A 24,656-nucleotide genomic window follows, 5' to 3' on the forward strand; every position below is an offset into this window, starting at 1 on the left:
GGCTTAGCCGGCCTTTTTCTGGCTGGAATCGCCACCGGAGGACCCGCCCGAGCCATCGTCCTTGGGCGCTTCGATCTTTTGCGGGGCATTTTCGGGCACCGGCTTCACGCCCTGGTTCGGGGCGATCTTCGACAGCCCCTGCGTGATGATCCTGTCACCGGGGTTTAGCCCCTCGGTCACGACCCAGAACGCGCCCTGCGTACGGTCGGCCTTGACCTTCTTCTGGACCGCCTTGTTGTTGGCATCGACGACATAGACCGTCGCATTGCCCTTCGCGTCGCGCGACACGCCCGCCTGCGGCACGAGGAACGCGCGCTGGTTGATCGCCTGCGCGAACCTGGCCTGGACGAACATGCCGGGGAGCAGCAGCCCCTGCGGATTGGGGAAGCGCGCGCGCAGCGTCACGGTGCCGGTCTCGGTGTTGACCAGCGCTTCGGCGAACTCGACCGTGCCGGTGGCGCCGTATTCGCTGCCGTCCTCGAGCGTCAGGCGGACCTGGGCGCGGGTGGCGACGATGCCGTTCTGGCCGAGCGAGCGGCGCAGGGCGAGCAGGTCGCCGGACGATTGCTGGATGTCGACGAACATCGGATCGAGCCGCTGGATCTGCGCGAGCGGATCGGTCTGCGTTGCCGACACGAGCGCGCCGACGGTGAACAGCGAGCGGCCGATCCGCCCGGTGATCGGTGCGGGGACGGTCGTGAATTTGAGGTTGATCCGCGCGGTTTCCAGTGCGGCGCGGGTCTGTGCGACCGCGGCGGTGGCCTGACGCGAGGTGGCGACCGCGTTGGTGTAATCCTGCTTGCTGATCGCCTCCATCTCGGCGAGCGGCTTGTAGCGATCGGCGAGGATTTTCTGCGCCTGCTGGTTGGCCTGCGCGCTTTGCAGATTGGCCTGCGCCTCGTTGGCGGCGGCGCGGTAGAGGCGCTGGTCGATCTCGTAGAGCGGCTGGCCCTTCTTGACGAGCGTGCCCTCGGTGAAGAACCGCTGGCGGATGATCCCGGTGACCTGCGGGCGGACGTCCGAGCTTTCGAATGCGGTGGTGCGGCCGCTGAGCTGCGTGGTCATCGCGACGCTGGTCGGCTGGACGACGACATAGCCGACGGTCGGCGTGCCCTGTCCGGGTTGGCCGCCGCGACCGGCTTTGCCCTGGGCCTTATCGTCGCCGCCGGAACAGGCGGCGAGTGCCAGTGCGGGTACGAGCAGGAGGGCGCACTGCCGCGTGGAAAATCGTGTGGCTATCAAGTGTGGTATCCGCTCGCGATCGGTGTGGGCAGCTGTTGGTCGGGCTAAACCACGAGGATGTACCAGAAGTATGTCAGTTGAAAAGCGGGGGTGAGAAATAGGGTAGGAAGAGTAACGTGGTTTGTTTGTGTGAGGCTTGTATTGATTGGTTTAGCGCTCGCCTGCTCGCACAAGATTGTTTTCTCGCGAAGGCGGGGATCCAGACTGGGCTCCCGCCTTCGCGGGGGAACAAGGAGTGGGCGCTCCCGCACTCACACGCACCATGCAGCCACCGCCGTTTGAGAACCACCGCACCGCCCCTGGGCCACCGCACCACCCCGGCGGAGGCCGCGGCCCAATTGGAGAGGTCGTAGTAACGGGGGAGTGCGCTTCGTTAGCAACGTTCCCCAATTGGGCCCCGGCCTTCGCCGGGGTGGTGCTTGTTGTGCGAGTCCTCCAAACCAAAATCTCGCGGGTGCGTTGAGCGGTGGTTGCCGGAACGAGCCCGGCATGACGGATGGGGTGGGCTGATGGCTTCGATCGACGACGACAAGAAGGCTGCGGCGGTCGCTGCCGTGGCGGAAGTTCGGGACGGGATGCTGGTTGGACTTGGCACCGGCTCGACTGCGGCGTTCGCGATCCGGGCGCTTGGCGAGCGGGTCGCTCAAGGCCTGCAGATCCGCGCGGTCGTTACTTCCGACGCCTCCGGCAAACTCGCCGGCGAGCTCGGCATCGAGATCCTCGACTTCGCCGCCATCGCCCATGTCGACCTCACGATCGACGGCGCGGACGAGATCGACTCCCGCTGTTTCGCCATCAAGGGCGCCGGGGGCGCGATGCTGCGGGAGAAGATCGTCGCCGCAAGCTCGGCACGGATGGTCGTGATCGCGGATGGCTCCAAGCGCGTCGACCGGATCGGTGCGGCCAAGCTGCCGGTCGAAGTGCTGCCGTTCGCCATCGCCTATGTGATGCGTGTGCTGACCGACATGGGCGCCGCCCCGACGATCCGCGACAACTACCGGACGGACCAAGGCAATCTCGTCATCGACTGCCACTTCGCGACCCTCGAAGACCCCCGCGCAACCGCCGCCGCGCTCTCCGCGATCCCCGGCATTCTCGGTCACGGCCTGTTCCTCGACGAGGTCGATGCCGCGTATATTGCTACGAATGGCATCGTTACGCGACTGGAACGGATGGGTGCATCCGACTAAAGGCATCCTATGTTGGCAACCAGATCGGATGCGCGGCGTTCGGTCACCGTCTAGAGCGAGGCTTCTTCCATGACCGATACCGCAACCGCCCCCACCAAGGCGGACCCTATGCTGCACGAGGACGGCTCCCCCGAGCGTCTGGCGATCGATACCATCCGCACGCTGTCGATGGACGCGGTGCAGAAGGCCAATTCGGGCCATCCCGGCACGCCGATGGCGCTCGCGCCGGTCGGCTACACGCTCTGGTCGAAGTTCCTGCGCTATGATCCCAAGCACGCCGACTGGCCCAACCGCGACCGTTTCGTGCTGTCGGTCGGCCACGCGTCGATGCTGCTCTATTCGCTGATCCACCTCGCCAAGATCGAAGAGATCGACGCCGAGGGTAACAAGACCGGCAAGGAGGCGGTGAGCCTCGCCGACATCGAGCAGTTCCGCCAGTTGTCGTCGAAGACGCCGGGTCACCCCGAATACCGCCACACGACGGGCGTCGAGACCACGACGGGGCCGCTAGGTCAGGGTTGCGGCAATTCGGTCGGGATGGCGATCGCCGAGCGCTGGCTCGCGGCGCGCTACAACAAGGACGGCTTCACGCTGTTCGACCATGACGTCTACACGATCTGTGGCGATGGCGACATGATGGAGGGCGTCTCGGCCGAGGCTGCGAGCCTCGCCGGCCATCTCAAGCTCAGCAACCTGTGCTGGATCTACGACAGCAACCACATCTCGATCGAGGGCGCGACCGATCTCGCATTCGACGAGGATGTCGGCCTGCGCTTCGACGCGTATGGCTGGAACGTCATCCACATCGACGATGCGAACGACACCGCCGCGCTGAGCCGCGCGATCGAGACGTTCAAGGCGACCACCGACAAGCCGACCTTCATCGTCGTGCATTCGGTGATCGGTTACGGCAGCCCCAAGGCCGGCAGCGAGAAGGCACACGGCGAGCCGCTCGGCGAGGAGAATATCCGCCTCACCAAGCAGGCCTATGGCTGGCCGGAGGACAAGTCGTTCTACGTGCCCGACGGCGTGATCGAGCATTTCAACGGCGCGATCGCCGAGCGTGGCGCCAAGCTGCGCGACGAGTGGGTCGCGCTGACCGACAAGTATCGTGGCGCCTATCCCGAACTGTCCGCCGAACTCGAGCTGTTGCTCAAGGACGAGCTGCCCGAGGGCTGGGATGCCGACATTCCGACCTTCGAGGCGGATGCCAAGGGCGTTGCCAGCCGCGATTCGGGCGGCAAGGTGCTCAACGCGATCGCGGGGCGCGTGCCGTGGCTGATCGGTGGTTCGGCCGATCTCGCGCCGTCGACCAAGACCGACATCAAGGGGCAGCCCTCGTTCGAGGCGGAGAATTACGCCGGTCGGAACTTCCACTTCGGCATCCGCGAACACGGCATGGGCGCGATCGTCAACGGCATGGCGTTGTCGCATTTGCGTTCGTACGGCTCCACCTTCCTGGTGTTCGTCGATTACATGCGCGCGCCGGTGCGCCTGTCGGCGATCATGGAGGTTGGCACCGTCTGGGTGTTCACGCACGACTCGATCGGGGTCGGCGAGGATGGCCCGACGCACCAGCCGATCGAACATCTCGCCACGTTGCGCGCGATCCCCGGTCTCGACACGATCCGTCCGAGCGACGCGAACGAAGTCGTCGCGGCATGGAAGGCGGTCCTCAAGGACGCCAGCACGCCGGCCGCTCTCATCATGTCGCGCCAGGCGCTGCCGACGCTCGACCGGACCAAGTATGCGAGCGCCGATGGGCTCGAAAAGGGCGGCTATGTGCTGGCCGACAGTGACGGCACGCCCGACGTGATCCTGATCGCGACCGGCAGCGAAGTGTCGCTCGCGGTCGACGCGTACGAAAAGCTCAAGGCGGACGGCGTGAAGAGCCGGGTCGTGTCGATGCCGAGCTGGTATCGCTACGAACTGCAGGACGCCGCGTACAAGGAAAGCGTGCTGCCGCGCGAAGTGCGGGCGCGCGTTGCGGTCGAGATGGCCGGGTCGATCGGTTGGGACCGCTATGTCGGCCTCGACGGCGCGACCGTGACGATGTCGACCTTCGGGGCTTCGGCACCGCTCGCCAAGCTGCAGGACAAGTTCGGGTTCACCGTCGACAATGTCGTCAAGGTCGCCCGCCAAGTGATGGAGACCAAGTGATGGGTGCGCTCAACGATCTCGAAGGTTTCGGCCAAGCGGTATGGCTCGATTTCGTCGACCGGAAGTTCCTGGAGGCCGGTGGTCTCCAGAAGCTGGTCGATGAGGATGGCCTGACCGGCGTCACGTCGAACCCGTCGATCTTCGAAAAGGCGATGGGTCATGGCGACGCCTATGACTCGACGCTGGCCGAATACGACAAGCAGCATGCCGGCGCGGCGACGATCGACCGCTACGAGCATCTCGCGATCCAGGACATCAAGGCGGCGGCGGAGACGCTGAAGCCGGTCTATGACAAGCTCGACGCGAAGGACGGCTATGTCAGCCTTGAGGTGTCGCCGTACATTTCGGACGATACCGATGCGACGATCGCCGAGGCGAAGAAGCTGTGGGGGATGGTCGACCGGCCGAACCTGATGATCAAGATCCCGGGTACGCTTGCGGGTGCGCCGGCGATCTCGTCGACGATCGCGAGCGGCATCAACGTCAACGTCACGCTGCTGTTCGCGCTCGACGCCTATATTCGCGTTGCCGAGGCGTATGCGGCGGGTCTGGAAGAGCGCGTCAAGCAGGGGCAGCCGATCGACAAGATCGCCAGCGTCGCGAGCTTCTTCGTCAGCCGTATCGACTCGTCGATCGACAAGGAGATCGATGCGCGTCTTGAGAAGGGCGATGCCGAGGCCGAGGCGCTGAAGGCGGTCCGCGGCAAGGTCGCGATCGCCAACGCGAAGATGGCGTATCAATGGTATCTCGACTTCCTGAAGTCGGACCGCTGGCAGGCGCTCGCCGCCAAGGGTGCGCAGCCGCAGCGTCTGCTTTGGGCGTCGACCGGCGTGAAGGATCCGAGCTATCCCGACACGCTCTACATCGACACGCTGATCGGCAAGGACACGGTCAACACGATGCCGCCGAAGACGATGGACGCGTTCCGCGATCACGGCACCGCGGCGGAGACGATCACGCAGGACGTCGAGGGTGCTAAGCATGTGCTGGCGGAAGCCGAGCGGCTGGGCCTCGACCTGAACGGCGTGACCGGCAAGCTGGTCGAGGAGGGCGTCGCCTCGTTCGTGAAGGCGTTCGACGACCTGCTCGGCGCGATCGCCAAGAAGCAGCCGGCGACGGCGTAGGCCTCCTGCACCCTCTCCCCTGCGGGGAGAGGGCCGGGGTGAGGGGCGCCGCGAGCGCTGTCCTCCCCAACTACCCCTCACCCCAACCCTCTCCCCGGCGGGGAGAGGGGGTAAGCAAGGAATTCCCCATGAAGATCGGACTGATCGGCCTCGGCCGGATGGGCGGCAACATCGCGCGCCGGTTGATGAAGAACGGCCATGAAGTCGTGGCCTATGACCGCGACGCCGAGGCCGTGAAGAAGCTCGCCGCCGACGGCGCGATCGGCGCGGACTCGCTCGACGACATGCATGCGAAGCTCGACACGCCGGCGATCTGGTGGGTCATGGTCCCCGCAGGCGAGCCGACCGAGAGCACCGTCCAGGCGATCGCCGCGAAGTCGAATTCGGGCGACATCATCATCGATGGCGGCAACAGCTTCTACAAGGACGACGTCCGCCGCGCGAAGGAACTGGCCGAGAAGGGCATCCACTATGTCGACGTCGGCACGTCCGGCGGCGTGTGGGGTCTCGAGCGCGGCTATTGCATGATGATCGGCGGCGACAAGGAGACGGTCGACCTGCTCGATCCGATCTTCGAGACGCTGGCGCCGGGCATGGGAACGATCGTCCGCACGCCGGGCCGCGTCGAGGGGCAAGCCGATCCGCGCGCGGAAAAGGGCTATATCCATGCAGGCCCCTCGGGCGCGGGGCACTTCGTCAAGATGGTCCACAACGGCATCGAATACGGCCTGATGCAGGCCTATGCCGAGGGCTTCGACATCCTCAAGGGCAAGTCGGGCGAGCATGTCGTCGAGGAGGAGCGCTTCGACATCAACCTGACCGACGTCGCCGAGGTCTGGCGTCGCGGCAGCGTGATCTCGTCGTGGCTGCTCGACCTGTCGGCGATCGCGCTGGCGAAGGACGGCACGCTCGAAGGCTTCAGCGGCAGCGTCGCGGACTCGGGCGAGGGCCAGTGGACGATCGACGCGGCGATGGAGGAGAAGGTGCCCGCCAACGTGCTGAGCGCCGCGCTGTATGCGCGCTATCGCAGCCGCGTCGAGCATACGTTCGGCGACAAGCTGTTGTCGGCGATGCGCTATGGCTTTGGCGGTCATGTCGAGATGCCGCAGTGAGCGGTAGCATGAGCGATATCAAGCTGCTGGTCTCCGATGTCGACGGCACGCTCGTCGACAAGGAGAAGAAGGTCACGCCCGCGACCGTCGATGCGGTCGAGCGGTTGAAGGCGGCGGGCCTCGGCTTCACGATTATCAGCGCGCGCCCGCGGTCGGGAATGATGCCGATCGCCGAGTTGCTTGGTATCGACGAGCCGATGGGCGCGTTCAACGGCGGGATCGTGTTCAAGCGCGACGGCACCGTGATCGAACACCACATGATCGACGTCGACGTCGTCCGCGGCGCGATGGAGATCGTCGGTGATGCGCCGGTCGATACATGGTTCTTCGCGGACGACGTTTGGTATGCCAGCACGGATCAGGGCGGGCATGTCGGCAGCGAGCGCAAAGCGTCGGCACAGGATCCGGTGATCGTTTCCGACTTTTCCGCTCTGCTCGCCAAGGCGGACAAGGTGACGTTCGTCAGCGATGACGAGGAATTGTTGCGCGACCTGCATGCGAAGGTCGCCGCCAAGTTCGATACCAAGGCGACGATCGTCCAGTCGCAGACCTATTATCTCGACATCACGCCTGTCGCCGGCAACAAGGGTAGCGGGATCGAGGAACTGGCGGACGCGTTCGGCATCAGCTTGACGCAGACCGCGGCGATCGGCGATCAGGCCAACGACATCGCGATGCTCAAGCGCGCCAAGCTGGCGATCGCGATGGGCAACGCGCCGCAGACTGTCCGCGACGTTGCGCACGAGATTACCAGCGCGAACGATGCCGATGGTGTCGCGCACGCGATCGACAATTTTATCCTTACTGGAGTTTCCGCATGAAAGAGTTGGTTGCCTTCGACCTCGATGGAACGCTGGCCGAGAGCAAGCAGCCCTTGCAGGAGCCGATGGGCGAGGCACTGGCGAACCTGCTCGACGTCGCGCATGTCGCTGTGATCTCGGGCGGCGACTGGCCGCAGTTCGAGAAGCAGGTCGCGTCGCGCCTGCCCGAGCGGGCCGATCGCACCAAGTTGTGGCTGATGCCGACCACCGGGACCAAGCTGTACCGGTTCGATGGCGAGTGGCGCGCGGTGTATGCCGAGCTGTTCGAGGAGGACGAGAAGCAGAAGATCCTCAAGGCGTTCGACGAGTCGTTGGAAGCTACTGGCTTCGTGCCGGAGAAGACCTGGGGCGAGCGGATCGAGGATCGGGGCAGCCAGATCACGTTCTCCGCGCTCGGCCAGGAAGCACCGATCGATGCCAAGCACAGCTGGGATCCGGACTTCGCCAAGCGGAAGGTGATCCAGGCCGATCTGCGCAAGCGCCTGCCGGGGCTGTCGATCAACATGGGCGGCGCGACCTCGATCGACATCACGCGTGAGGGTGTCGACAAGGCGTATGGCCTGAAGAAGCTCAACGAGGCGAGCGGTATCGCGCTCGACAAGATGATGTTCATCGGCGACGCGATCTTTCCGGGTGGGAATGATTATCCGGCGGAGCAGCTTGGGCTGGACGTCGTGAAGGTGAAGAACGTCGACGGGACGCTGGCGGCGATCGCTGGAATCGTCGCGTGCCTGAAGTAAGCGCATGAGCGTCGCCTTCCGTCGCGAGAGTGACGAGGAACATCTCGAGCCGAAGTTCGAACAGCCGATCGCGCCGGGACCTAATCTGGTTACGGCGCGGGGGCTGCGGTTGCTTGGCGAGCGGGTGACCGAGATCGAGGCGGCTGTTGCGGCTGAGACGGACGAGGAGGCGCGCAAACTGCTGCTGCGCGACCTGCGGTATTGGCACACGCGCCAGACTACCGCCGAACTCGCGCCTTCGCCGGAAGAGGATGAAGTCGGGATCGGCTCTCGGGTGCGCGTGCGGATGAACGGGGCGGAGCGGACGATCGCGATCGTCGGTGGCGACGAGGCCGAACCCGGTGCGGATCGGCTGGCGTTTTCAGCACCCTTGGCGCGTGCGCTGATGGGGGCTGCCGTCGGCGAGAAGGTCGCGTTTGCGGACAAGGCGGATGCGATCGAGGTTCTGGCGATCGATCGGGAAGACGGCTGATGGCCGAGGCGAAATTCGAGCGGCATCGCCAGGCGTGGACTCAGGACGAGATCCAGAAGCTGCACACGCTGGCGAAGAAGGGCATGGCGCTGAAGGCGATCGCCAAGGCGCTGACCAGGAGCGAGGAGTCGGTGAAGGTGCGGGCGAAGGAAGATTCGCTGAATATCGCCAAGCTGCGGTGAGGTGAAAAAGAGCCCTCTCCCCTTCGGGGAGAGGGTTGGGTGAGGGGCTGTTCCAGGCGGTGCACTGCTTGGCTGCCCCTCACCCCGACCCTCTCCCCGGAGGGGAGAGGGAGCAGAAGGGGCGTTATCGTGCTCCTTCACGCCGTCGGAGGCTTCCGCGCCCCCGCGTGGCGCCACTTCGAACGGCACCACCGCGAGAGACGTTGCCGCGAGAGACACCACTCCCGCCCCAATGGCACCACCCCGGCGAAGGCCGGGGCCCAATTGGAAAGGTCGGGGTAACGGGGCGCAACTTGCATCATTACCGTCCCCCAATTGGGCCCCGGCCTTCGCCGGGGTGGTGTTGGTGTGCTGGCGTGGCTGACAGATATGCAGGCTAGCGCCTATGTGGCACACCCCGAACGCGCTACAGCGGCCACCCCTTCTTGTTCTCCCGCGAAGGCGGGAGTCCAGTCTGGGTCCCCGCCTTCGCGGGGAAACATTCTTGACTAGCGGCTCGCGCAACCAAGCCGCACGGAGCCACACTTGTCCGAATACGACGCGATCATTCTCGGCGCAGGCGCTGCCGGGCTCATGTGCGCCGCCGTCGCAGGCCAGCGCGGGCGGAAGATCCTGCTCGTCGATCATGCCGACCAAGCCGGCAAGAAGATCCTCATTTCCGGCGGCGGGCGGTGCAATTTCACCAACGTGAACACCGCCGCTGACCGCTACATCTCCGCCAACCCGCATTTCGCCAAGTCCGCGCTCGGCCGCTACACCGCGCAGGACTTCATCGCGCTCGTCGAATCCTACGGCATCGCCTGGCACGAGAAGACGCTCGGCCAACTCTTCTGCGACGGCTCGGCCCGACAGATCGTCGAGATGCTGCTCGACGAATGCGACAAGGGGCGGGTGGATCTGTCGCTCGGCCGCGCAGTCACGGGGGTCGACCATGCCGACGGCCGCTACCGCGTGTCGCTTGACGGCCACACCGTCACCGCGCCCGCGCTGGTCATAGCAACCGGCGGCCCGTCGATCCCCAAGATGGGCGCGACCGGGTTCGCCTATGACCTCGCGCGGCAGTTCGGGCTGAAGGTCGTCGAGCCACGCCCCGCACTCGTCCCGCTGACGCTGGGCGGCGACGAGACGCTGTTCCGCGAACTGTCCGGCGTCGCTGCCGAGGTCGTCGCCACCGCCGGCAAGACCGCGTTTCGCGAAGCCGCGCTGTTTACGCACCGCGGCCTGTCCGGCCCCGCGATCCTCCAAGTGTCGTCCTATTGGCGCAACGGCCAGCCCGTCGGCATTGATTTCCTCCCCGATCGCGAGTCCGGCTGGCTCCCCGCCGCCAAGCGTACCACGCCGCGCGCGACTCTCCGGAAACTGCTCGGCAGCACGCTGCCGGACCGACTCGCGGAGACTTTGAGCGAGCGCTTGGGGATGGGCGGCGAGATTTCCACGCTAACCGATCGCAAGCTCCAGGACGCTGAGCGAGCGCTAAGTCATTGGCAATTCACGCCAAATGGTTCGGAAGGCTATGCCAAGGCCGAGGTCACCGCTGGCGGAATCAGCACTGCGGACCTATCTTCGCAAACAATGCAAGCCAAACGCGTACCAATGTTGTATGCGGTCGGCGAAGCGGTCGATGTCACAGGGTGGCTCGGCGGCTACAATTTCCAATGGGCATGGGCGAGCGGGTGGGCCGCGGGCCAAGTCCTGTAGGGACCACCACGCCAGTGCTTTGCCGTAGCGTCAAGCCGGCCACCAATTAGGACGTACATGCCTTTTACAAATATTCCGTCGCTTCTTTCCGAGGCGCTCGAAGCGCGCGGCTATACCGCGCTCACCCCCGTCCAGGCTCATGTGATCGAGGACAATGCGATCGGTCGCGATCTCGTCGTGTCGGCGCAGACCGGCTCGGGCAAGACCGTCGCGTTCGGCCTGGCGATGGCCGGCGAACTGCTCGGTGAAGCCGGCGAGGACGGCGTCCAGCGCCTGCCCGCGCCGCACAAGCCGCTCGTGCTCTGCATCGCGCCGACTCGCGAGTTGGCACTCCAGGTCAGCCGCGAGCTGATGTGGCTCTATGCCAAGGCCGGTGCGCGCATTTCGACCTGCGTCGGCGGCATGGACGCCTCGAAGGAGCGTCGTTCGCTTGCACACGGCGCGCATATCGTCGTCGGCACGCCGGGCCGTCTGCGCGATCACCTCGAGCGTGGCGCGCTCGACTTGTCGGCCCTCAAGGTCGCGGTGCTCGACGAAGCCGACGAGATGCTCGACATGGGCTTCCGCGAAGACCTCGAGCAGATCCTCGACGCGTCGCCCGAAGCGCGCCGTACGCTGCTGTTCTCGGCGACGATGCCGCGGCCGATCGTCGCGCTCGCCAAGCGCTACCAGAAGGATGCGCTGCGCATCTCGACCGTCGGCGAGGATCGCGGTCATGGCGACATCTCGTACCAGGCTGTCACGGTCTCGCCGTCAGAGATCGAGCATGCGGTGATCAACCTGCTGCGCTTCCACGAGGCGGAGACGGCGATGCTGTTCTGCGCGACTCGCGATAACGTGCGTCATCTGCATGCGAGCCTGGTCGAGCGTGGCTTTGCCGCGGTCGCGCTGTCGGGCGAGCATTCGCAGAACGAGCGTAATGCGGCGCTTCAGGCTCTGCGCGATCGTCGTGCGCGTGTCTGCGTGGCGACCGACGTTGCGGCTCGCGGCATTGATCTGCCGACGTTGTCGCTGGTCGTGCACGTCGAACTGCCGCGCGATGCCGAGACGCTCCAGCATCGCTCGGGTCGTACCGGTCGTGCGGGCAAGAAGGGCACCGCCGTCCTGATCGTGCCGTTCCCGCGTCGCCGTCGCGTCGAGATGATGCTCCGTGGTGCGAAGATCAACGCGGAGTGGGTCAACGCCCCGACCGCGGAGGACATCCGCAAGAACGATCACGAGCGGCTGATCGGCATGCTGTTGCAGCCGGTCGAGGTCGAGGAGGAGGATCGCGCGCTCGCCGTCCGCCTGATGGCCGAGAAGACGCCGGAGGATATCGCCGCCGCGCTGGTGCACATGCACCGCGCGACGATGCCGCAGGCCGAGGACCTGATCGACCAGAGCAAGCAGCCGACTCAGGACGAGCGTTCGCAGGGGCCGCGCGCGGGCTTCGAGGACACCGTCTGGTTCCGCATGGATATCGGTCGTCGCCAGAACGCCGATCCGCGCTGGATCCTGCCGTTGATCTGCCGTCGCGGGCACATCACCAAGTCCGAGATCGGCGCGATCCGCATCGGTCCGAACGAGACGGCGTTCGAGATTCCCCGCGCGGTGGCGGCGCGGTTCTCGGCGGCGATTCAGCGGACGGCACAGTCTGGGGAAGAAGAGAGCGGCGTCGCGATCGAGGCGATGCAGGGTGCGCCCGAGAGCGGTGCGCGGCATGACGGCGGTGGCAGTGGTCGCAGCAATGCGAGCGGTCCGCGCTCGACGCTGCACCGTGCAGCACCGCGTGGTGGCCCGGCGCCGGCGCGCAAGCCCCCGTATCGCGGGAATCGCGAGCGGAGCTGAGCTAGCACGATCCTCCCCCGTCAGGGGGAGGTGTCGCCGAAGGTGACGGAGGGGGAGGATACGCGACAGATGTGGTGGATGCCTCCCCCTGGCGGGGGAGGATTGCGACCATCCGCATTGCTGATTGTGGACGGTGGACTGGCCCCCGTACCTCTCGTCATCCTGACGAAGTTGCCCGTCATTCTGACGAAGTTGGTGGAATCGAAAGATCGCTGATGACGAACGCACCTTCCGCACCCGACGCCATCCGTATCCTCGTCGATGCCGACGCGTGCCCGGTGAAGGACGAAATCTACAAGGTTGCGTGGCGCCACGAAGTGCCCGTGACGATCGTCGCCAACAGCCATTTTCGCATCCCGGTCCACCCGCTGATCTCGCGCGTCGTGGTCAGCGACGGGTTCGATGCCGCCGACGACTGGATCGCCGACCAGGCCGATGCGAAGTCGGTCGTCGTCACCGCCGACATCCTGCTCGCCGATCGCTGCGTGAAGGCCGGCGCCACGGTCCTTGCCAACACCGGCAAGCCGTTCACCACCAGCTCAATCGGCGGCGCGATCGCGACGCGCGCGATCATGGCGGACCTGCGTGCGGGCGGCGACGTGATCGGCGGGCCGGCGCCGTTCTCCAAGACCGACCGCTCGGCGTTCCTGTCCGCGCTCGATGCCGCGCTCGTCCGGTTGAAGCGCGGCTAGCGTACGCGCTTGTATCGCTCGACTTATCCGAGCGGGTTGGGCAGGTATCGACGATGCAATCGCACCTTCTCGATCGTGACCAATTGCTGGCGCGGCAGGCGTTTCAGTTGGCGTTGGTCGACCTGCTGCGCGGGCTCGACGGCCCCGACGCGATCATGGCTGCAGCGGCCGCGACTCTGGGATCGCATCTCGGTGTCGCGCGGTGCGGATACGGCGAAGTGGTGCCGGACGGCACGGCGATGCACATCGCAGGCGACTGGACGAGCGGCGCGCTGCGCAGCCTGGCGGGCGAGACGCGGCTGCTCGGCGCGTTCGGCAGCGGCCTGCTGGAGGATCTGCGCGACGGCAAGACGGTGGTCGTCGACGATTGCCACACCGATCCGCGATCGAGCGATCCCGATTACGGCGCGGCGTGGACGAGCATCGGCGCGTGCGCGCTGATCGTGTTTCCGCTGGTCCGTCACGGCGTGCTGACAGCGATCCTGTACGTCCATGAGCCGACCGCGCGGATCTGGACGCCTGCCGATATCGCACTGGTCGAGGACGTCGCGCTGCGCACCGCGGACGCGGTCGAGCGGACCCGTGCCGATGTCGCGCTCAAGGAAAGCGAGGAGCGCTTCCGGTCGTTGTTCAATTCGATCGACGCCGGCTTCTGCCTGATCGAGCTCGCGTTCGACGGCGATCGCGCGGTCGATTACCGGTTCATCGAGACCAATGCGGCGTTCGAGCGCGAAACCGGGCTGCGCGATGTCGTCGGCAAATGGATGCGCGCCCTCGTCCCCGACCTCGAAGAGCGCTGGTACGCGATCTATGCGCAGGTCGCGACGACCGGCGAACCGGTCCGCTTCGAGGATCAGGTCGGTGCGTTCGACGGGCGGTGGTACGATGTCCACGCCTACCGCGCGGATGCGCCGGGTACCAACCGGGTCGCGGTGCTGTTCAACGATATCAGCGAACGCCGCCGCAAGGATATCGCGCTCGCGGAGAGCCAGGGCGAGCTCGAGCTGGCGACGCGGGTCGCGCAGCTCGGGCGGTTCGACTATCGGCCGATCGCGAATACGCTGACCTGGGACGACCGGTGCCGCGCCTTGTTCGGGATCTCGCCGGGTAGGCCCGTCGACTATGCCTCGTCGTTTCTCGCCAACGTCCATCCGGACGATCGGGCCGCCGCCGATGCCGCGGTCGCGGCCTCGCTCGATCCGGATGGTACGCGCAAGTTCGACGCCGAATATCGCACGATCGGGCAGGAGGACGGGGTCGAGCGTCATGTCTCCGCGCACGGAGTCGCGTTCTTCGACGGAGAGACGCCGATCCGGCTGATCGGTACGGTGCAGGACGTCTCGCGCGATCGGCAGGCGCAGGCGGCGCTGCGCGAGACGAGCGAACGGCTGCGGCTCGCCGCGCGCGCGACCAACGATGCGATCTGGGACTGGGACCTGCGCCGCAATCACGTGCTGTGGAACGACGCGCTGACCGCCGCCTACGGGCATGACCTCGCGACGGTCGATCCGACCGGCGACTGGTGGATCGAACACATCCATCCCGAGGATCGGCCCCGGATCGATCGCAGCATCCATGTCGTGATCGACGGTGGATATACCGAGTGGAGCGACGAATATCGCTTCCTGTGCGCGGATGGCCGTTACGCCGATGTGCTCGACCGCGGCTACGTGATCCGCGACGATCAGGGCGTACCGGTGCGGATGATCGGCGCGATGCTCGACCAGTCCGCGCGGAAAGCGGTCGAGCGGCAATTGCGCGCGATCAACGAGGGATTGCAGCAGGCAGTCGTCGCCTCCACCGCGGATCGAGACAGGTTGTGGGATCTGTCGACCGACATCATGCTGCGCGCCGAATATGACGGCACCATCGTCGCGGTGAACCCGGCCTGGACCATCATGCTCGGCTGGCCGATCGAGGAGCTCCTCGGGCGGCCGTTGTTCGACCTGCTGCATCCCGACGATATCCGTCCGACCGGCCGGGCGGTGGCGGGCCTCGAGCGCGGCGAAGTCGTCACCCGGATCGACAACCGCTATCGCTGCAAGGACGGCAGCTATCGCTGGATCAGCTGGGCGGCCCAGCCGGGCGACGGGATGATCAATGCGGTCGGGCGCGACATCACCGGCGACAAGGACCGCGAGGCCAGACTGGCGCGCGCGGAAGATGCGCTGCGCCAGGCGCAGAAGATGGAGGCGGTCGGCCAGCTCACCGGCGGCATCGCGCACGACTTCAACAACATGCTCACGGGAATCATCGGCGGGCTCGACATGGTCCGTCGCAATCTTCCCGAGGTTCGGCATGAGCGCGTCGACCGGTATATCGAGGCAGCGACGGTGTCGGCAAACCGTGCCGCCGGCCTGACGCAGCGGCTGCTGGCGTTTTCGCGGCGCCAGTCGCTCGATGTGAAGGCGGTCGATGTCGGCGAACTGGTCGACGGGATGGAGGACCTGTTGCGGCGGACGCTCGGCGAGAATGCCGGACTGGAGGTGCGGCGTGCGCCGGGGGTCTGGCCGGCGCGTACCGACGCCAATCAGCTCGAAAGCGCGCTGCTCAACCTGGCGATCAACGCGCGCGATGCGATGCCCGAGGGTGGACTGCTGACGATCGAGACCGAGAACGCGCATCTCGACGCGCATTACACCGAGACGATCGAGGACCTGGAGCCGGGCGATTTCGTGGTGATCGGCGTGTCGGACACAGGCACCGGCATGAGCGCGAACGTGATCGCAAAGGCGTTCGATCCGTTCTTCACGACCAAGCCGATCGGGCAGGGCACCGGGCTCGGCCTGTCGATGATCTATGGGTTCGCGCGACAATCCGGCGGGCATGTGCGGATCTATTCGGAGGAGGGGCAGGGCACGACCGTCAAGCTGTACCTGCCGCGATTCAGGGGCGAGGTGGAGGCGGCGGCCGAGATCGCCGATGCCGACCTGCCCCGCGCCGACGGCGAGCGCGTGCTGGTGGTCGAGGACGACCCCGCGGTGCGGATGCTGATCGTCGATGTGCTGCAGGGACTTGGCTACGGCGTGCTGGAGGCGGCGGACGGCCGGGCGGCGGTGCCGTTCCTGGAGAGCGACCAGCGGATCGACCTGCTGGTCAGCGATGTCGGGCTGCCGGGGATCAACGGCCGTCAGGTCGCCGAGATCGCGCGTGACCATCGGCCGGGGCTGAAAGTGCTGTTCGTCACCGGCTATGCGGAAAAGGCGGCGGTACGCGGCGATTTTCTCGACGAGGGGATGGACATGATCACCAAGCCGTTCGCGCTGGACGTGCTGGCGAACCGGATCCGGGCGATGATCGGGGGGGAAAGGAAAGCGCTTCCATAGGGTTTACCTTCCCGGCGAAGGCCGGGGTCCAAGTGGGAGACGTTGCTGACGCAGTTCAGTGCATCGTTACTCCCACCTTTCCAATTGGGCCCCGGCCTTCGCCGGGGTGGTGCCTCGGAAAGGTAAGGCGGGGCGAAAACCGACTTTACCGGTTGCCATCCCGCACCCGGCATCGCCATAGGCGCGCGTTCACTGAGGGACGACGCGATGCAGATGGACGCTGGCGGCCCCGCGCTGGGGCTTGATTTCGGCACGACCAACAGCGTCGTGGCGCTGGGAACGGCCGGCGGGCTGCCCGAACTCGTCACGTTCGCCGCTCCCGCCGAGACGAGCCCGGTGTTCCGCTCGGCGTTGTGCTTCTGGCAGGACGACAGCGGCAAGGGGCTCGCGTCGGATGCGGGGCCGTGGGCGATCGCCGAATATATGGAATACCCGCTCGACAGCCGGTTCATCCAGTCGTTCAAGTCGGTCGCGGCGATGAAGACGTTCGAGCAGGCCTCGGTTTTCGACAAGCGCTATCGCTTCGAGGAGATGGGGCAGCTGTTCCTCGAGAAGCTGATTTCCCATGCGGGCGGCAAGCTCGACACGCGGCCGCAGCGGATCGTGGTGGGCCGGCCGGTCGAATATGCAGGCGCGCGGCCCGACGAAGCGCTCGCGCGGACGCGGTACGATGCGATGTTCAAGGGCTTCGGCGCGGAGATCCATTACGTCTATGAGCCGCTCGGTGCGGCGTACAGCTATGCGACGCGGTTGACCGAGCCGGCGACGATCCTCGTGGCGGATTTCGGCGGCGGGACGAGCGACTTTTCGGTGGTGCGCGTTGCCGAGCCGGGCGCGGCGCGGCGGTGTACGCCTTTGGGTCATGCGGGCGTGGGGATTGCGGGCGATCGGTTCGATTACCGGATCCTCGACCGGCTGGTGCTGCCGATGCTGGGCAAGGGCGGCGCGTACAAGTCGTTCGACAAGGAACTGGAGATTCCGCGCGCGTATTTCGCCGACTTCGCGGACTGGTCGCGGCTCGCGCTGATGCGCAACCGCAAGACGATGACCGAGTTGGAGCGGCTGCAGAAGACTGCGATCGACCCCGACGCGATCGGGCGGATGATCGCGGTGATCGAGAACGAGCTGGGGTATCCGCTGTACGACGCAGTCGGGACGCTCAAGCGCGCGCTGTCGAGCGGTGAGGACGCGCATTTTCACTTTGCGGGCGCGGGGCTGGAGATCGAGGCGGACGTGACGCGGGCGCAGTTCGAGGGCTGGATCGCCGACGATGTCGTGCGGATCGAGGCGGCGGTCGATCGTGCGTTGCAGGTCGCGAACGTCGGTGGGGGTGAGATCGATCGGGTGTTCCTGACCGGCGGATCGTCGCTGATCCCGCGCATCCGGCGGATTTTCGTCGAGCGGTTCGGCGAGGCGGCGATCATGAGCGGCGGCGAGCTGACCTCGATCGCGCATGGGCTCGCGTTAATCGGCGAGCAGGACGATATCGCGGCGTGGTCGGCATGATCCCTCGCGTGCTTCTCGGGACGGCGCTGGTGCCGGGTGGGGGTGAGCTTCGGTTGCTCCAGCGGGGCGCGGAGTTCTCGATCATGCTCGGCGCGAACGAGTTGATGAACAGCCGGCTGAGCGGTTCGGAAGAGGCGCTGGCGGAGCAGGCTTGCGATCGGATTGGTGGGCGTCCGGGCGTGCGGATGCTGATCGGCGGGCTCGGGATGGGGTTCACGCTTCGTGCGGCGCTGGCCCGGCTTGGTCCTGACGCGGAGGTGGCGGTTGCGGAGATCGTGCCGGCGGTGATCGAATGGGCGCGCGGGCCGATGGCGGCGCTGCACGGCGACAGCCTGACCGATCCGCGGACCCGGATTTTCGAGGGCGATGTCGCCGCGGCGATCGTGGAGGGTGATTGGGACGCGATCCTGCTCGATGTCGACAATGGGCCGGACGGGATCTCGCGGCCGGGTAACGATCGGCTTTACGGCGCGCGGGGGCTTTCCCAGGCGCGAGCGGCGTTGCGGGCGGGCGGGGTGTTGGCGGTGTGGTCGTCGGCGCCGAGCAAGCCGTTCGCTACCCGACTTTCCGAAGCGGGTTTCGCGGTCGACGAAGTGATCGCGCGGGCGACGCGGAAGGGCGGCGCGCGGCATACGATCTGGTTCGCCACCAAGACATGATCTGGCGGTGGGCCGTCTTGATCGCGCTGTCGGCGGTGATTGCGGGGCTGCTGGAATTGGTCGGGCTGCCCGCGGGGTTGCTGCTCGGGCCGATGGTTGCGGCGGTGATTCTTGCGGTGAGGGGGTGGTCGCTGACTGTTCCCACGTCTGCGTTTCGCGGCGCGCAGGCGGCGGTGGGCACGCTGATCGCGGGCTCGATTACGACCGGAATCGTCGCGACGGTGGCGGATCACTGGCCGGTGTTCCTGATGGTCAATTTCGTCACGCTCGCGGCCAGCAGCGTGCTCGGCTATCTACTCAGCCGGTGGCAGGTGTTGCCGGGGACGGTCGCGGTGTGGGGATCGACGCCTGGTGCTGCGAGCGCGATGGTGTTGATGGCGCAGGCGTACGGCGCGGACTCGCGGCTGGTCGCGGTGATGACGTACACGCGGGTCGTGAGCGTCGCGGTGGTCGCCTCGGTGCTGGCGGCGGTGATGGTCGGCGGCGGGAGCGGGCATCATGTGGCGGGGGCGTGGTTCGCGCATCTCGACCCGATTGCGGTGCTGCGGACGATCACAATTGCTGGCGTTGGGGCGGGTGTCGGTGTCGTGCTGAAGCTTCCCGCCGGCGCCTTGCTCGGGTCGCTGGTCGCGGGGGCGGCGCTCAATGTCACCGGCGTCGCGCAGCCTGTGTTGCCGCAGTGGTTGCTGGCGATAAGCTATGCGGTGGTGGGGTGGCGGATCGGGCTGTCGTTCACGCGCGATACCTTGCGGGTGGCGGGCAAGGCGATGCCGCGCATCCTGCTGTCGGTGGCGCTGCTGATCGCGTTCTGCGGCGGGATCGCGGCGGCGTTGACGCGCTGGGCGGGGATCGATCCGGTGACCGCGTATCTGGCGACGAGCCCCGGCGGGATGGATTCGGTGGCGATCATCGCTGCGTCCAGCCCGGTGGATGTGCCGTTCGTGATGGCGCTTCAGGTGCTGCGGTTCCTGGGGGTGTTGCTGATCGGGCCGCCGCTCGCGAAGTTCGTGGCCACGCGGCAGGGCGGCGTGCCGCCGCCGGTTATTCCGACTTAGAACTGCGCTTGCCGCCGTAGCGAACTCGTGATCCTTCCCCGCAAGGGGGAGGTGGCTGGCGCTTGCCAGACGGAGGGGGAGGTAAGGGTAACCGCTGTTCCGTGTCCTCCCCCTCCGTCACCTTCGGTGCCACCTCCCCCTGGCGGGGGAGGATTGAGCGTTAGCCCTTGGTCGGACGATAGGCTTCGACATCGATCTCGTGGCGCTTGAGCTTGTCGTAGAATGTCTTCCGCGGGATGCCGAGCGCGGCCAGCGCTGAGCGGACGTCGCCGCTGACCTGTTGGAGCACGGCGCGGATCGTCGCTTCCTCGAACTTGTCGACGCGGGCGGGGAGGGGGATGTCGCTGTCCTCGTCGACGGGGTCTTCGGCTTCGACGCGCAGCACCAGACGTTTCGCTAGGTTGTCGAGTTCGCGGACGTTGCCGGGCCAGTCGTGCTGGCCGAGATACGCTAGCGTCGCGGTGTCGATCGTGGGGACCTCGCGGCCGAACCGCTCTGCCGCCTGGTGGAGCAGGTGGCCGAACAGCAGTGGTATGTCGTCGCGGCGTTCTCTGAGCGGCGGGATGCGCAGGCGCACGGCGTCGAGCCGGAAGAGTAGGTCGGCGCGGAAGCGGCCTTCGCCGACCGCCTGTTCGAGACCGGGTTTGGCGGCGGCGATCACGCGCAGGTCGAGCGCGCGGGGGAGGTCGCCGCCGACCGGCATCACCTCGCGCTCTTCCAGTACCCGCAGCAGTTTCGCCTGGAATGCTGGCAGCGTACTCTCGATCTCGTCCAAGAACAGCGTGCCGCGGTTCGACGCCTCGATCCGGCCGGTGCGCGGCAGGCGAGAGTCGCCGTCATGGCCGAACAGCTCGATCTCGGCGACCGCCTCGGGCAGCGCGGCGCAGTTGACCGCGACGAACGGCCGCGAGCGGCGGTTGCTCCAGCGGTGGAGGAGGACCGCGACGAGTTCCTTGCCGGTGCCGGTCTCGCCCTCGACCAGCACGTCGATATCGGCCTGCGCGATCTGGCGCATCGTTTCGCGCAGTCGGATCATGACCGGGGTCTCGCCGATCAGCGGTTCGGCGCCGATCGTTTCCTCCGCCGCCGCGCGGAGCCGGCGGTTCTCGAGGACGAGGCGGCGCATTTCGAGCGCGCGGCGTGCGCCCGCGATCAAATGGTCCGTCGCGAAGGGTTTCGGGATGAAGTCGAACGCGCCGTTCTTGAGCGCGGCGACCGCCATCGCGACGTCGGCGTGCCCCGTCATCAGCAGCACCGGGATCTCGTGGTCGATCGCGGCGATCCGGCGGAAGAGTTCGAGGCCGTCCATCTTCGGCATGCGGATGTCGGACACCACCGCGCCGTCGAACCCGGCATGGACGCGCGCGAGCGCCGCGGTCGGGTCGCGCTCGGCGATCACCGCGATCCCGGCGAGTTCGAACGATTGTTCTAGCGCACCGCGGAGGACGTCGTCGTCGTCGACGAGCAAGACGGCTTGCTCGGTCATGCTTTCACCAGGATCATGCGGAAGATCGCGCCTTCGGGGGCTGGGACGAGGTCGAGCGTGCCGCCGAACTCGGTCATGATGTCGCGGGCGATGCCGAGGCCGAGCCCGAGGCCGTCTTTCTTGCTCGTCTCGAACGGCGTGAAGAGGTGGTCGGCCATATCGGCCGCGATGCCCGGGCCGTTGTCGGCGACGGTCAGCACGACGTCGCGGCCCTTGCGCCCGACCGTGACGCTGACGCGCGCATCGCGGCGATCGGCGACCGCGTCGAGCGCGTTCTGGAGGAGGTTGACGAGGACTTGCTCGAGCCGGACGCGGCCGGCGATGACCGTCAGCCGCGCCTCGGGACCGGTCGGCAGGTCGAGCGTGACTCCCTTGGCGCGGAAGCGGTCGCCGATCAGCAGGCGGACGCCGTCGATCGCCTCGTCGAGTGCCACGGGGCCGATCGAGCCTGCGCCGCGCCGGGCGTAGCGACGCAGGCCGGCGGTGATCGTGCCGATCCGGCTGGTGAGGTCGACGATCGCTTCGAGGTTGGCGGCGGCGCGGTCGGGCGCGCCGCGCGCGAGGAACGCGGCGGCGTTGTCGGCGAAGGTGCGGATCGCGGCGACCGGCTGGTTGATCTCGTGCGCGACGCTGGCGGTGATCGTGCCGATCGAGCCGACGCGGTTGGCGTGCGCCAGTTCCTCGCGCGCCTGGCGGAAACGCTGGTCGGACGCCTCGCGCTGCTCGACCTCGATCTGGAGGCGCTCGGCGGTTGCCCGAAGTTCGGCGGTACGGCGCGCGACTTCGGCTTCGAGTTCTGCCCGGGCGCCCGCATTGCGCTTGCGGCGTTCATACGCCCACCACGCCGCCAGCATCGCTGTGACCGTCACCAGCGCCGCGATCGCGGTAGCCCATCGGGTGCGCGCAGCAGCGGCGCGGAGCGCGGCGTCGAGCGGCTCCATATGCACCAGCCGCCAGCCGGCGATCGGCACCGGCAGCGCGATCGCCACGGCGGGCGTGCCGTCGACCAGCCGCGAGCGTCCGTCGTCGAGCCTGAGTGGTGCGGCGACGAGCGGAGAGCTGCCGAACTGGCGTGTGCGGATCAGCGCGTCGCGGCGTACCGAGGACAGCGGGTGCGTGGTGCGGAACTGGAGGCGCGGGTCGCTGGAGATCAGGATGATGCCATCGCGATCGGTGACGAACGTCGCCATGTGATCCTGGATCCACGCGCGGGCGATTTTACCGAACTCGACCTTCACCACGACCACGCCGAGCGGGCGGCCGCCTTGTTCGATCCGGCGCGAGAGATAGAGGCCGGGGCGTCCGCTGACGCTGCCGAGCGCGAAGAACTCGGTCGCGCCGGAGGCCATCGCGGCGGTGAAATAGTCGCGGTAGCGGTAGTTGTGGCCGAGAAAGCTGTCGGGGCGGCCGGCGTTCGAGGCGGCGATCGTCATCCCCTGCGTATCGAGCGCGTAGATCACCGGAGCGCCGGTTCGCCGGGCCAGCATCGCCAGCTTTTCGTTCAGCGCAGCATCCGCGCGACCCGAGACCAGCGCCGCGCGGACGTCAGGATATTCGCCGAGCATGACCGGGAGCAGGCGATAGGTCTGCAACTCGGCCTCGAGCAGGCGCAGGTTGCTGCGGGTCTGCTGGACCGCGCGCACCCGCACCGCCGCGGTCGCATCGGCATCGGCGCGCGGACCGTAGATCGACGCGACCCCGGCAACGATCACGCCCAGAGTCGCGAACGCGAGGAGGACGATCAGCGCGGTCGCGACCAGCGGGGATCGGAGTCGATTCATTTGTGCGGATTATCACACACATCGGCGGGACGCCACGCCTGAAAATCGGCATTATCCGCACATTCGAACACTCGGTATGTCAATAAACCACGCAAAAGCAGCAATTTATCAGGATGCCGTCGCACTCTTGTAGTCCCGGGTTCGGCCCGGCATTACCGTCGCACACAACGTCCCATGATAGGGGGCGAGGCTTCAGGAGACGATGTTGACCATTCCATCCCAGACATATGCGACGGCGGAAACGCCCGCGCGCAAGCGCTGGTCCGGCCAGTTGTATCTGCAAGTGCTGGTGGCGATCGCGCTTGGCGCGGCGCTCGGGCATTTCTATCCGGCCTATGGCGCGGCGCTGAAGCCGTTGGGCGATGCGTTCATCAAGCTGGTGAAGATGATCATCGCGCCGGTGATCTTCCTGACGCTCGTCACCGGCATCGCCGGCATGAAGGAATTGGGCTCGGTCGGCCGGGTCGCGGGCAAGGCGTTCGCGTACTTCCTGTTCTTCTCGACGCTGGCGCTGATCGTCGGCCTGATCGTCGCCAACGTGATCCAGCCGGGCGCGGGCATGAACGTCGATGTCGGATCGCTCGATGCCGCGTCGATCGCGGAATATTCGCACAAGGCGCACGAGACGACGATCACCGGGTTCCTGATGAGCATCATCCCGGACACGATGGTCAGCGCGTTCACCGATGGCAACATCCTCCAGATCCTGCTGATCGCGATCCTGTTCGGTATCTCGCTGAGCCTGGTCGGCGAGCCTGCCAAGCCGGTGCTGAACTTCCTCGAGCGCCTCAGCCTGATCGTCTTCAAGCTGGTCGGCATTCTCATGCGCGCAGCGCCGCTGGGTGCATTCGGCGCGATCGCCTTCACGATCGGCAAATACGGGATCGGCAGCCTCGCCAATCTCGGCGCGCTGGTCGCGACCTTCTATCTGACCGCGGCGCTGTTCGTGGTCGTCATCCTCGGCACGGTCGCGCGGCTGACCGGCTTCTCGATCTTCAAGCTGATCAAGTATCTGAAGGCCGAACTGCTGCTGGTCCTGGGCACCTCGTCGTCGGAAGCCGCGCTGCCGAACCTCATCCTGAAGATGGAGGCTGCGGGCTGCGAGAAGTCGGTGGTCGGGCTGGTCGTGCCGACCGGCTATTCGTTCAACCTCGACGGTACCAACATCTACATGACGCTGGCGGCGCTGTTCATCGCGCAGGCGACCAACACGCATCTGACGCTCGGTCAGGAATTGCTGTTGCTGGCGGTCGCGATGATCTCGTCGAAGGGTGCGGCGGGCGTTACCGGCGCGGGCTTCATAACCCTGGCCGCGACGCTGTCGATCGTGCCTACGGTGCCGATCGCGGGCATGGCGCTGATCCTCGGCGTCGATCGCTTCATGAGCGAGTGCCGCAGCCTGACCAATTTCATCGGCAACGCGGTCGCGACGATCGTCGTCGCGCGCTGGGAGAATGCGCTCGACCGCGAGAAGCTCGACGCGGCGCTGTCGGGCAAGCTGCCCGAACTGGTCCCGCCGACGATTCCTGCCGCGATCCCCGCCGACGTCGCGACTGCCCATTGATGCCGGTGGGGACGGCGTA

General features: G+C 66.7%; 19 protein-coding genes. 16 read left to right on the forward strand and 3 right to left on the reverse strand.

Translation table 11 applies throughout. The features are described from left to right. Positions 1 to 3: 3 nt before the first annotated feature. On the reverse strand, positions 4 to 1,239 hold the full coding sequence (locus tag ACLBWL_RS13275; protein ID WP_447794396.1) for an efflux RND transporter periplasmic adaptor subunit: 1,236 nt from the start codon (positions 1,237 to 1,239) through the stop codon (positions 4 to 6). A gap of 512 nt (positions 1,240 to 1,751) precedes the next feature. On the opposite strand from ACLBWL_RS13275, the gene rpiA reads away from it, so the two are divergent. From rpiA to ACLBWL_RS13350, 15 genes are all read left to right on the forward strand, one after another. Next, complete coding sequence (rpiA, locus tag ACLBWL_RS13280; RefSeq protein ID WP_447793785.1) at positions 1,752 to 2,432, forward strand: ribose-5-phosphate isomerase RpiA; 681 nt, start codon at positions 1,752 to 1,754, stop codon at positions 2,430 to 2,432. A gap of 69 nt (positions 2,433 to 2,501) precedes the next feature. Beyond that, complete coding sequence (gene tkt / locus ACLBWL_RS13285) at positions 2,502 to 4,592, forward strand: transketolase (RefSeq protein ID WP_447793787.1); 2,091 nt, start codon at positions 2,502 to 2,504, stop codon at positions 4,590 to 4,592. Next, complete coding sequence (gene tal, locus ACLBWL_RS13290) at positions 4,592 to 5,716, forward strand: transaldolase (protein WP_447793789.1); 1,125 nt, start codon at positions 4,592 to 4,594, stop codon at positions 5,714 to 5,716. The genes tkt and tal overlap by 1 nt, the downstream gene beginning before the upstream one ends. A gap of 128 nt (positions 5,717 to 5,844) precedes the next feature. Further along, complete coding sequence (gene gnd / locus ACLBWL_RS13295) at positions 5,845 to 6,828, forward strand: phosphogluconate dehydrogenase (NAD(+)-dependent, decarboxylating) (protein ID WP_447793791.1); 984 nt, start codon at positions 5,845 to 5,847, stop codon at positions 6,826 to 6,828. A gap of 8 nt (positions 6,829 to 6,836) precedes the next feature. Continuing rightward, positions 6,837 to 7,649: a Cof-type HAD-IIB family hydrolase gene (locus ACLBWL_RS13300; RefSeq protein ID WP_447793793.1), complete on the forward strand. Its 813-nt coding sequence runs from the start codon at positions 6,837 to 6,839 to the stop codon at positions 7,647 to 7,649. Then, on the forward strand, positions 7,646 to 8,389 hold the full coding sequence (locus ACLBWL_RS13305; RefSeq protein WP_332742442.1) for an HAD-IIB family hydrolase: 744 nt from the start codon (positions 7,646 to 7,648) through the stop codon (positions 8,387 to 8,389). Before ACLBWL_RS13300 ends, ACLBWL_RS13305 begins: the two co-directional genes overlap by 4 nt. A gap of 4 nt (positions 8,390 to 8,393) precedes the next feature. Beyond that, a complete protein-coding gene (locus tag ACLBWL_RS13310; protein WP_447793795.1) occupies positions 8,394 to 8,861 on the forward strand; it encodes a GreA/GreB family elongation factor in 468 nt (155 codons plus the stop codon). After that, positions 8,861 to 9,043, forward strand: a complete 183-nt coding sequence (locus ACLBWL_RS13315) for a hypothetical protein (RefSeq protein WP_055881387.1) — start codon at positions 8,861 to 8,863, stop codon at positions 9,041 to 9,043. Before ACLBWL_RS13310 ends, ACLBWL_RS13315 begins: the two co-directional genes overlap by 1 nt. Before the next feature lie 525 nt (positions 9,044 to 9,568). Then, complete coding sequence (locus tag ACLBWL_RS13320) at positions 9,569 to 10,741, forward strand: NAD(P)/FAD-dependent oxidoreductase (RefSeq protein WP_447793798.1); 1,173 nt, start codon at positions 9,569 to 9,571, stop codon at positions 10,739 to 10,741. Between the two features lie 57 nt (positions 10,742 to 10,798). After that, positions 10,799 to 12,568, forward strand: coding sequence for a DEAD/DEAH box helicase (locus ACLBWL_RS13325; protein ID WP_447793800.1), 1,770 nt, complete (start codon positions 10,799 to 10,801; stop codon positions 12,566 to 12,568). Positions 12,569 to 12,783: 215 nt separating this feature from the next. Beyond that, on the forward strand, positions 12,784 to 13,260 hold the full coding sequence (locus tag ACLBWL_RS13330) for a YaiI/YqxD family protein (RefSeq protein WP_447793802.1): 477 nt from the start codon (positions 12,784 to 12,786) through the stop codon (positions 13,258 to 13,260). A gap of 53 nt (positions 13,261 to 13,313) precedes the next feature. After that, positions 13,314 to 16,586: a PAS domain-containing protein gene (locus ACLBWL_RS13335; protein WP_447793803.1), complete on the forward strand. Its 3,273-nt coding sequence runs from the start codon at positions 13,314 to 13,316 to the stop codon at positions 16,584 to 16,586. A gap of 213 nt (positions 16,587 to 16,799) precedes the next feature. After that, the gene (locus ACLBWL_RS13340; RefSeq protein ID WP_447794398.1) at positions 16,800 to 18,092 is read left to right on the forward strand and encodes an Hsp70 family protein; all 1,293 of its coding nucleotides are present in this window, start codon (positions 16,800 to 16,802) and stop codon (positions 18,090 to 18,092) included. Continuing rightward, the gene (locus ACLBWL_RS13345) at positions 18,089 to 18,751 is read left to right on the forward strand and encodes a spermidine synthase (protein WP_447793805.1); all 663 of its coding nucleotides are present in this window, start codon (positions 18,089 to 18,091) and stop codon (positions 18,749 to 18,751) included. Before ACLBWL_RS13340 ends, ACLBWL_RS13345 begins: the two co-directional genes overlap by 4 nt. Then, the gene (locus ACLBWL_RS13350) at positions 18,748 to 19,806 is read left to right on the forward strand and encodes an AbrB family transcriptional regulator (RefSeq protein WP_447793807.1); all 1,059 of its coding nucleotides are present in this window, start codon (positions 18,748 to 18,750) and stop codon (positions 19,804 to 19,806) included. Before ACLBWL_RS13345 ends, ACLBWL_RS13350 begins: the two co-directional genes overlap by 4 nt. Positions 19,807 to 19,966: 160 nt before the next feature. Here the strand turns inward: ACLBWL_RS13350 and ACLBWL_RS13355 are convergent, their stop codons facing one another. Continuing rightward, positions 19,967 to 21,292: a sigma-54-dependent transcriptional regulator gene (locus ACLBWL_RS13355; RefSeq protein ID WP_447793809.1), complete on the reverse strand. Its 1,326-nt coding sequence runs from the start codon at positions 21,290 to 21,292 to the stop codon at positions 19,967 to 19,969. Next, entirely contained in the window at positions 21,289 to 23,073 is a 1,785-nt protein-coding gene (locus ACLBWL_RS13360) for a sensor histidine kinase (RefSeq protein ID WP_447793811.1), read from the reverse strand. Before ACLBWL_RS13360 ends, ACLBWL_RS13355 begins: the two co-directional genes overlap by 4 nt. Positions 23,074 to 23,275: 202 nt before the next feature. Here ACLBWL_RS13360 and ACLBWL_RS13365 point away from each other — a divergent pair, with 202 nt between their 5' ends. Next, positions 23,276 to 24,637, forward strand: coding sequence for a dicarboxylate/amino acid:cation symporter (locus ACLBWL_RS13365; protein ID WP_447793812.1), 1,362 nt, complete (start codon positions 23,276 to 23,278; stop codon positions 24,635 to 24,637). The last annotated feature ends 19 nt before the right edge of the window (positions 24,638 to 24,656 follow it).

The sequence above is a fragment of the Sphingomonas sp. M1A8_2b genome (assembly GCF_053345535.1).

Coding starts and splice junctions, on each gene's coding strand:
- ACLBWL_RS13350 (WP_447793807.1), top strand. CDS start 18,748: ATGATCTGGCGGTGGGCCGTCTTGATCGCGCTGTCGGCGGTGATTGCG.
- ACLBWL_RS13360 (WP_447793811.1), bottom strand. CDS start 23,073: ATGAATCGACTCCGATCCCCGCTGGTCGCGACCGCGCTGATCGTCCTC.
- ACLBWL_RS13365 (WP_447793812.1), top strand. CDS start 23,276: ATGTTGACCATTCCATCCCAGACATATGCGACGGCGGAAACGCCCGCG.
- ACLBWL_RS13315 (WP_055881387.1), top strand. CDS start 8,861: ATGGCCGAGGCGAAATTCGAGCGGCATCGCCAGGCGTGGACTCAGGAC.
- ACLBWL_RS13340 (WP_447794398.1), top strand. CDS start 16,800: ATGGACGCTGGCGGCCCCGCGCTGGGGCTTGATTTCGGCACGACCAAC.
- rpiA (WP_447793785.1), top strand. CDS start 1,752: ATGGCTTCGATCGACGACGACAAGAAGGCTGCGGCGGTCGCTGCCGTG.
- ACLBWL_RS13305 (WP_332742442.1), top strand. CDS start 7,646: ATGAAAGAGTTGGTTGCCTTCGACCTCGATGGAACGCTGGCCGAGAGC.
- ACLBWL_RS13330 (WP_447793802.1), top strand. CDS start 12,784: ATGACGAACGCACCTTCCGCACCCGACGCCATCCGTATCCTCGTCGAT.
- gnd (WP_447793791.1), top strand. CDS start 5,845: ATGAAGATCGGACTGATCGGCCTCGGCCGGATGGGCGGCAACATCGCG.
- tal (WP_447793789.1), top strand. CDS start 4,592: ATGGGTGCGCTCAACGATCTCGAAGGTTTCGGCCAAGCGGTATGGCTC.
- tkt (WP_447793787.1), top strand. CDS start 2,502: ATGACCGATACCGCAACCGCCCCCACCAAGGCGGACCCTATGCTGCAC.
- ACLBWL_RS13310 (WP_447793795.1), top strand. CDS start 8,394: ATGAGCGTCGCCTTCCGTCGCGAGAGTGACGAGGAACATCTCGAGCCG.
- ACLBWL_RS13355 (WP_447793809.1), bottom strand. CDS start 21,292: ATGACCGAGCAAGCCGTCTTGCTCGTCGACGACGACGACGTCCTCCGC.
- ACLBWL_RS13300 (WP_447793793.1), top strand. CDS start 6,837: ATGAGCGATATCAAGCTGCTGGTCTCCGATGTCGACGGCACGCTCGTC.
- ACLBWL_RS13335 (WP_447793803.1), top strand. CDS start 13,314: ATGCAATCGCACCTTCTCGATCGTGACCAATTGCTGGCGCGGCAGGCG.
- ACLBWL_RS13325 (WP_447793800.1), top strand. CDS start 10,799: ATGCCTTTTACAAATATTCCGTCGCTTCTTTCCGAGGCGCTCGAAGCG.
- ACLBWL_RS13345 (WP_447793805.1), top strand. CDS start 18,089: ATGATCCCTCGCGTGCTTCTCGGGACGGCGCTGGTGCCGGGTGGGGGT.